Source organism: Xanthovirga aplysinae, from assembly GCF_009711365.1.
GTDB lineage: Bacteria > Bacteroidota > Bacteroidia > Cytophagales > Cyclobacteriaceae > Xanthovirga > Xanthovirga aplysinae.
This window is the reverse complement of the sequence record NZ_SMMB01000900.1, coordinates 1-5189: the sequence shown is the minus strand read 5'-3', so window position 1 is coordinate 5189 and position 5189 is coordinate 1. Positions and strand designations below refer to the sequence as shown.

The window sequence follows — 5189 nt, the reverse complement described above, 5'->3', positions numbered from 1 at the left end:
TTTAGCAACCATTAATTAAAATGCTATTTCCACTTGATGATTTGCCCTTTAAGCTTTTCCCGCATATGAGGAGGTACCGTTGAGCTTATTTCACTATAAAGGGCCTCCAATAATTTTTTCTTCAAAAAGCTCTTGTGCATAACCAGACTTACTTCCCGAACCGGTCGCGGTTTATCAAAAACCCGAAGTTTTTCCTGATCTTCTTCTGTTAACCCATAAGTGGCCAGTTCCGGTAAAAGAGTAATTCCACCATGAGAATCTACAATGTTCTTTAAAGCTTCCAATGAGCCACTTTCATATCTGAAGTGTTTGCTTTTGAGTTGGTGGTAAGAAGAATTGCAAATGTTGAGTACTTGACTTCTAAAACAATGACCTTGGTTAAGTAGCCAAACGTCATTAATTTCTAATTCAGTAGAAGAGATGTCCTTTTCTTTAAATAAGGGATGTTTGTCTGACACATAAGCTAAAAAATCTTCATAAAAGATTTTCCTTTCGGTAATTAGATTATCATCTACTGGGGTAACCAAAATACCCGCATCCAGTTCTTCTTTTTTTATTTTGCGCAAAATTTCATCGGTAAGAAGCTCTTCAACCTGTACTTCAACCTTAGGGTATTTTTGCAGAAAAGTAGGAACAAATCTGGGTAAAAGATAAGGAGCCAAGGTAGGGATGATTCCAATTTTTAGTTCTCCTGAAATTCCCTGTTTTTCATCAGCGATCATTTCAGGAATTTTTCTGGCTTCTTTTACGGTTATTCTTGCCTGGTCGATAATTCTTTGTCCAATTTCAGTAACCCCAACCGGTTGTTTGCTTCGGTCAAAAATTAAAATGCCCAATTCCTCTTCTAGTTTTTGAATTTGCATACTTAAGGTAGGCTGGGTAATGTAACAATGTTCTGCGGCACGAGCAAAATGCCGGTAGGTATCTACAGCAATAATATATTCGAGTTGAGTAAGTGTCATAACGGTAAATTTCAGCAATGGTGAAGATATTTAAAAGGTATTTGCAGTAAAAGAAAATACTTAGATCTGTTCATCATTTTCCTAAATTCTTCACCAGACCTTACATATAAACTTAAAAAATCCATTTTTCTTGTTTAGATTTAATCTAAATAAATCTTAAGTTTGCAAGGCGAAACTGTAACAAAAACTTAATACACCAATGAAGAATATTAGAAAATATTTTTTGGCAGGCTTAGCAATGGCGGCTTTGACGACCGCATGCAGCACTAAAAAGCAGGAACAAAAAGAAACAGCAAATGAAGAGAAAAAAGATCAGGTGGTGAATGTCTATACCCACAGACATTATGCCTCTGATCAGCAACTTTTTGATACTTTCACCAAAGAAACAGGAATAAAAGTGAATGTGGTGAACGCAAGCGCTGATGAGTTAATTCATAAACTGGAAATGGAAGGGGATAAATCACCCGCCGATGTTTTGATAACCGTGGATGGAGGTCGCCTGTATAGGGCAAAAGAAAAGGGTTTGTTAAAAGCAATTTCCTCAGAGAAATTAAATGAACAAATTCCTGCTCATTATAGGGATAAAGATGGTTATTGGTTTGGTTTGACTTACCGGGCAAGGGTCATTGCTTATGCCAAAGACAGGGTAAAACCTGAGGAGCTTTCTACTTATGAAGACCTGACAAATTCTAAATGGCGTAAAAGACTTATCACTCGTTCTTCATCCCAGGAATATAATCAGGCTCTTTTGGCATCCATTATTGAACATAGTGGAGAAGAAAAGGCTAAAGAATGGGCAAGAGGAATTGTTGAAAATTTTGCCAGGGATCCTAAGGGTGGAGATAGGGATCAGATTAAAGCTGTGGCAGCAGGAGTAGCAGACATAGCTATTGTCAATACCTATTATCTGGGAAAATTATTGAATTCGAAAAGCCCGGAGGAGGTGAAAGCAGGTCAGTCTGTGGGTGTTTTCTTTCCTAACCAGGAGGACCGGGGAACACATGTAAATATCAGTGGAATTGGGGTTACTGCTCACGCTCCGCACGAAGAAAATGCTGTTCGTTTTATTGAGTTTCTTTCCGGGGTAGAAGCACAAAATATGTTTGCAGGAGTGAATTTTGAATATCCTGTCAACCCAAAGGCCGATCATGTGGATTTATTGGATAGCTGGGGATCTTTCAAAACTGATCCTATTGATTTTGATGCTTTAGGCAAGCATAATCAGGAAGCGGTTATGATTTTTGATGAAGTGGGCTGGAAATAAGGGAAGGAAGTATGCCCTTTTTTCTAAAAATGAAGTTTCGAAAAGGGGAATTTGGGTGGAAGCCTTTCCCCTTTTCTTTTTTACTAAAAGCTTCATTTTGATGTTTAACCTTAAAAAAGCACCCATTGCTTATTCCAATTGAGGAATAGTTTTTTTGGGAAAGAATAGGGCCTATCCTTTTCTATATTAACTTTGCTTTTCAATTTTATTCAATTATTTATTAAAAGGTTATTCTTTTGTTGCGGTCAGTTAATCGTTGGACGTTGAACATAGTGGTGATTGTTTTTCTGTTTGCAACACCCCTTTTTACCCTTCTTATTAATTTATTTGGGCCCTCAAGTGAAACTTGGCAACATTTATCCCAAACTGTTTTATCTGAATATGTAAGTAATTCCTTTTGGCTACTTTTGGGAGTGGGAGGCTTAAGTTTGTTATTTGGAGTTCCGGCAGCCTGGTTGGTAAGTACTTGTGAATTTCCCGGCCGAAAATATTTTGAGTGGATGTTAATCCTGCCGTTGGCCATACCCTCCTATATTCTAGCCTACACATATGTTGGTATATTAGATTATACAGGTTTTCTTCAAGTTTTTTTAAGAAACTCCCTGGGTTGGGAGGTCTCTCAGGAATGGTTTGATATTATGAACCTTAAAGGTGCCATATTCGTCATGGCCCTTGCACTTTATCCCTATGTTTATGTAAGTGCGAGAGCGGCTTTCCTCAAACAATCACAAACATTGCTGGAATCTAGTCGAAATTTAGGAAGTTCCTCCTGGGAGAGCTTCTTTAAAGTAGTGTTACCTGTTAGTCGTCCGGCAATTTTTGGAGGATTATTCTTGGTATTGATGGAAGTGCTTAACGATTATGGAGCAGTTACCTATTATGGCATAAATACCTTTACGACGGGAATCTTTCGTGCTTGGTTTTCTCTTGGGGATTTAAATGCGGCTATTCGCATGGCCATTCTTTTATTGTTTGCAGTTTTCTTAATTATAACTCTTGAGCGTTACCAAAGAGGTAAGGCGCGTTTCCATTCAAAGGGTGTGGCTCCTCCTTTTCAATCTTATAAATTATCAGGGCTTCAAAAAGTCTTCAGTATGGTGGTTTGTATCTTACCGCTATTATTTGGATTCATTATTCCTGTCAGTCAATTAATCTATTGGGTTTACTTGACAGCCGCCCATGTGGTAAATAATACGTTCTTTATTTTATTGGGTAATAGCTTTTTGTTGGCTGTAACGGCATCCTTCCTATGCATTGGCGTTTCGGTGATTTTGGCGTATTCTCTCAGACTAAATCAACCAAACTGGGTAAAATATTTGTCTCGAATAGCGGTAATGGGGTATTCTATACCGGGAGCGGTGATTGCTGTTGGGGTAATGGTACCTGTTTTGTTCCTTGATAAACAATTAGGTAATTGGCTAGAAGATTTATTTGGCATCAATGCCGGATTTTTGCTGAATGGCACTTTTTTAGTATTAGTATTTGCTTATTTGGTTCGTTTTTTGGCCGTTAGCTATAATCCTATCGAGTCAGGTTTTACGAAAACTTGTGGGAGTTTAGATGAGGCTTCTCGTTCCTTGGGTGTGAGTCCTTCCTTAACGCTTTGGAAAATAAATCTTCCCTTAATAAAAGAAGCTCTTTTGGGAGCAGCTATCTTAGTTTTTGTGGATGTATTGAAGGAACTTCCTCTAACATTAATTCTAAGACCGTTTAATTTTAATACTTTAGCCACCAGTGCGTATATTTTAGCGGGAGATGAGCAGGTAGCAGAATCTGCCAACGCGGCTTTGGTGATTATTTTAATAGGGATTCTGCCCATTATTTTATTAAACAGGCTTATTTCAAAACAAAAAAGTAATGGAAATATTGCAGCTTAATGCTTTGCGAAAACAGTTTGGAGGCAAGAAAGGCTTTTGTTTAAATAATATTAATCTTTCGGTGGAGGAAGGAGAATTATTGGCCTTGATTGGTGAAAGTGGAAGTGGAAAAACAACTCTTCTCCGTCTCATCGCAGGTTTTGAGCGAGCAGATAAGGGCGAAATTAGGGTTAAGGGGCAGGAAATTGTTAGTGACCGAAAATTTGTTTCTCCAGAGAAACGGCATTTGGGAATGGTTTTTCAGGATTATGCTCTATTTCCTCATTTAAACTTATATCAAAATATTAGCTTTGGATTGCATAAACAAAAGCGTGCGGAAAAAGAGAAAAGGGTCAAAGAAATGTTGGATTTAGTGGGCCTCACCGGCTTTGATAAACGTTATCCTCACGAACTTTCCGGGGGACAACAGCAAAGGGTAGCCTTGGCCCGGGCATTAGCTCCTCGTCCCGAGCTTCTTTTGTTAGATGAACCTTTCAGTAACTTGGACGCCTTGTTAAAAGACCAAGTGAGGGAAGAAGTTCGACAAATTATAAAAAAGACCCGTACCACCGCTGTTTTTGTAACCCATGACACTAAAGATGCCCTTTCTACTGCAGATCGGATTGCTATTTTAAAGGAAGGGGAAATTCAGCAGATTGGTACGCCCGACGAACTGTATGAAAAGCCTTGTAATGCTTATGTAGCCCGTTTTTTTGGAAAAATTAATTTTGTAAAGGCCGAACCAAAGGAGGATGGGTTTTTAACAGAATTGGGTTTTATCCCAACTGCTGAAGCAAGAAATTGGAGTCAACCTGTAAAATTGGCGATTAGGCCGGAACATATTCATTTGTCAAAAAGTGAAGATTTACCAGGGCAGGGAGTTATAAAACATATTAATTATCTAGGTGACCATCTGGAAATAACCTTAGCAGTTAAGAATCGGGAATTTTTGATTTTGGCAAAAGGTAAACAGGGGTTTGAGCAGGGGGAAAAGTTGGATTTCGAATTAAATTCGGAGGCAATTTGGGTTATACCTAGTTAAAATTGAATAGAAAAAGTAAGGAGATGGTCCTTTTAAGCGAGGGAGATCATTAATCGTATCTTCCT

Annotated in this window: 4 protein-coding genes; 3 read left to right on the top strand and 1 reads right to left on the bottom strand. The window is 38.4% G+C overall.

The genetic code is table 11. The features are described 5' to 3' along the window. Positions 1 to 23: 23 nt before the first annotated feature. On the bottom strand, positions 24 to 962 hold the full coding sequence (locus E1171_RS07705; RefSeq protein ID WP_155205434.1) for a hydrogen peroxide-inducible genes activator: 939 nt from the start codon (positions 960 to 962) through the stop codon (positions 24 to 26). A 199-nt stretch (positions 963 to 1161) separates the two neighbouring features. Here E1171_RS07705 and E1171_RS07700 point away from each other — a divergent pair, with 199 nt between their 5' ends. The 3 genes from E1171_RS07700 to E1171_RS07690 all read left to right on the top strand — a co-directional run bounded on the left by E1171_RS07700 (position 1162) and on the right by E1171_RS07690 (position 5124). Further along, the gene (locus E1171_RS07700; RefSeq protein WP_155205433.1) at positions 1162 to 2226 is read left to right on the top strand and encodes a Fe(3+) ABC transporter substrate-binding protein; all 1065 of its coding nucleotides are present in this window, start codon (positions 1162 to 1164) and stop codon (positions 2224 to 2226) included. A 236-nt stretch (positions 2227 to 2462) separates the two neighbouring features. Then, entirely contained in the window at positions 2463 to 4103 is a 1641-nt protein-coding gene (locus E1171_RS07695) for an ABC transporter permease (protein WP_155205432.1), read from the top strand. After that, on the top strand, positions 4084 to 5124 hold the full coding sequence (locus E1171_RS07690) for an ABC transporter ATP-binding protein (RefSeq protein ID WP_155205431.1): 1041 nt from the start codon (positions 4084 to 4086) through the stop codon (positions 5122 to 5124). The genes E1171_RS07695 and E1171_RS07690 overlap by 20 nt, the downstream gene beginning before the upstream one ends. Positions 5125 to 5189: the final 65 nt, after the last annotated feature.

Excerpts from the sequence above, each read along its gene's own strand:
- E1171_RS07705 (WP_155205434.1), bottom strand. The coding sequence starts at position 962 with ATGACACTTACTCAACTCGAATATATTATTGCTGTAGATACCTACCGG.
- E1171_RS07700 (WP_155205433.1), top strand. The coding sequence starts at position 1,162 with ATGAAGAATATTAGAAAATATTTTTTGGCAGGCTTAGCAATGGCGGCT.
- E1171_RS07690 (WP_155205431.1), top strand. The coding sequence starts at position 4,084 with ATGGAAATATTGCAGCTTAATGCTTTGCGAAAACAGTTTGGAGGCAAG.